Consider the following 1961-nt stretch of genomic DNA (forward strand, 5'->3'; position numbering starts at 1 on the left):
CAATTTATGCCTGGCGGCCATAGCGCTGTGGAACCACCTGACTCCATGCCGAACTCAGTAGTGAAACGCAGCCGCGCCGATGATAGTGTGGCAGATGCCATGTGAAAGTAGGTCACTGCCAGGCGCCTAATTTAGTACTCAACTATCCCAGTTTTGCGGAGTGGTAGTTCAGTTGGTTAGAATACCGGCCTGTCACGCCGGGGGTCGCGGGTTCGAGTCCCGTCCACTCCGCCATTAATTAGAAGCCCTTAGCTTATTGATAGCTAAGGGCTTTTTGCTTTTCTAGCACCCTGTAAATTTCTTTTTTCCACTTTATCAAATCCATCTCCGTGACCAAACTGTGACCATTTGGTGACCACACACCAGTTTTGACCGGTGTTCAATGTGCACATCTAGAAGCTATTTTTTCTAATACCAAACAGATTAAATAACTGATCTATTTGGTTGTTCTACAAAAGGTCGGACAAAGTGCCCGCTCCCCCGACTCGCCGTGTATCTTCCTTGGAGGCTCAGGCGCGCCATCCGTGGCGCGGCCGAGCAGCTCCCTTTGTCCTTCTTGATACACCGGCGTTGGCTGTTAGCGCCGTCTACAGACAACTCGATGCTAGAGAAGAGGCAACAGAGATCGACTCCCACGACCGTGAAATGCCATGGACGGCATTTCACGAGCCCTCAGGGATGAGTTCATGGCGTGTCGTGGAAGGCGACTGTGTTGCCTCTGAGCTCGGGTTCAAAAATGATCAGATCTTTATACCAATCTGGAAAAATAACTGATCTATTTTTGTTTGTATAAAAAGTCGAACAAAGGGTCTACTCCACCGACACGCTGCAAGCACCTCCCTGTGGCGCTCAGCACATGACGTCCCTGTCATGTGATGGTCGCTGATGTAGATCCCTTTATCCGCCCCTATACCACGAAGCCGCCTGTAAATGGGATTAGCAGGCAGCTCGGAGCTTCAAGAGAGGTAACAGAGATCGGCTTCCACCAAGACAGTGACAATGCCAGGGATGGCATTTCCCGAGCCCGTATGGGGCAGCTTGCTGGCGTGTATCTTTGTTGGGTAACAAAACGAATATCCTGTGAATATTCGCAGTTTTTACCCAGCAAAGATGGCTAGTCCAGCGGCGTGTAGTGGGAGGTGACTCTATTGCCTCGAGTATCCAGCGTTAAATCAGATCACATTTTTACTTAGATTGGCATCACTTGCCTAGATACCAAGAGCTAATACATACGCTGGCCAAAAGCATGCATAGTAGGTGGTTTTCTGAAGAGTTTGATTTTTGCTACGATAGCAAGAGCGATGCGGCAGACAGAAAAAAAGGCATCAACCCTATGCGAGAAGAATACATCGCTAACATCGCCAAAAAAAGGCAGCAGCAGGGTGTGAGTCCTCTTAATGAGGCAGGACTTGCTACCAGCCAAGAGACGTTCGAATTATGCTTAGTACAAGCCACTAACCGTATCGATCAGCTGGTGTGCCGTATCGATGAGGTTTTATTTTATATCTGGGACCCAATTGGCGTATCCGGCAGTAACCTGCCCCGAGATGAGTACAGCAGATACACAGAGCAAGCCTTTGAATTAGCACTAGCCCACAGCTCGCATACTCCTCTTGCTAACTATTTAACCGAATTTGTCACTGAGCATATCGGTATGCCAGAAAATAAGGCTAATGATGCCAAGGTCGCTGAGCTTATATACTCCATTGTGCATGATGTTGAATATGTCCCAGACATGACTGTGGTAGTGGTGGAGTGATACGGTTAAATGCTTATATCTTATACATACGGGAGGGGGTTAAGTGTGAACGCAGATAATGAAGCTATTTATATACAGGGCAACCGCATGAGTGTTTAGTTTTTAACCATTGAAGATATTCCTGCCATCAACACCTTCTCAAGATGCGCTGTTTTCATCCAGCATCGTCGTTGTTTACCAACAATACTGAGTTTCGTTGGTT

General features: G+C 47.7%; 1 protein-coding gene, 1 tRNA gene and 1 rRNA gene. All 3 read left to right on the top strand.

Annotated features, from left to right (window positions below):
- Positions 1–9: 9 nt before the first annotated feature.
- The 3 genes from rrf (at position 10) to J3U76_RS14305 (ending at position 1759) form a co-directional block, all read left to right on the top strand.
- Positions 10–124 (top strand): 5S ribosomal RNA (gene rrf, locus J3U76_RS14295).
- Positions 125–157: 33 nt separating this feature from the next.
- Positions 158–234 (top strand) — tRNA-Asp (locus tag J3U76_RS14300).
- 1012 nt (positions 235–1246) lie between these two features.
- Positions 1247–1759: a hypothetical protein gene (locus tag J3U76_RS14305; protein WP_208006644.1), complete on the top strand. Its 513-nt coding sequence runs from the start codon at positions 1247–1249 to the stop codon at positions 1757–1759.
- Positions 1760–1961: the final 202 nt, after the last annotated feature.

Source organism: Oceanisphaera pacifica (assembly GCF_017498065.1).
GTDB lineage: Bacteria > Pseudomonadota > Gammaproteobacteria > Enterobacterales > Aeromonadaceae > Oceanimonas > Oceanimonas pacifica.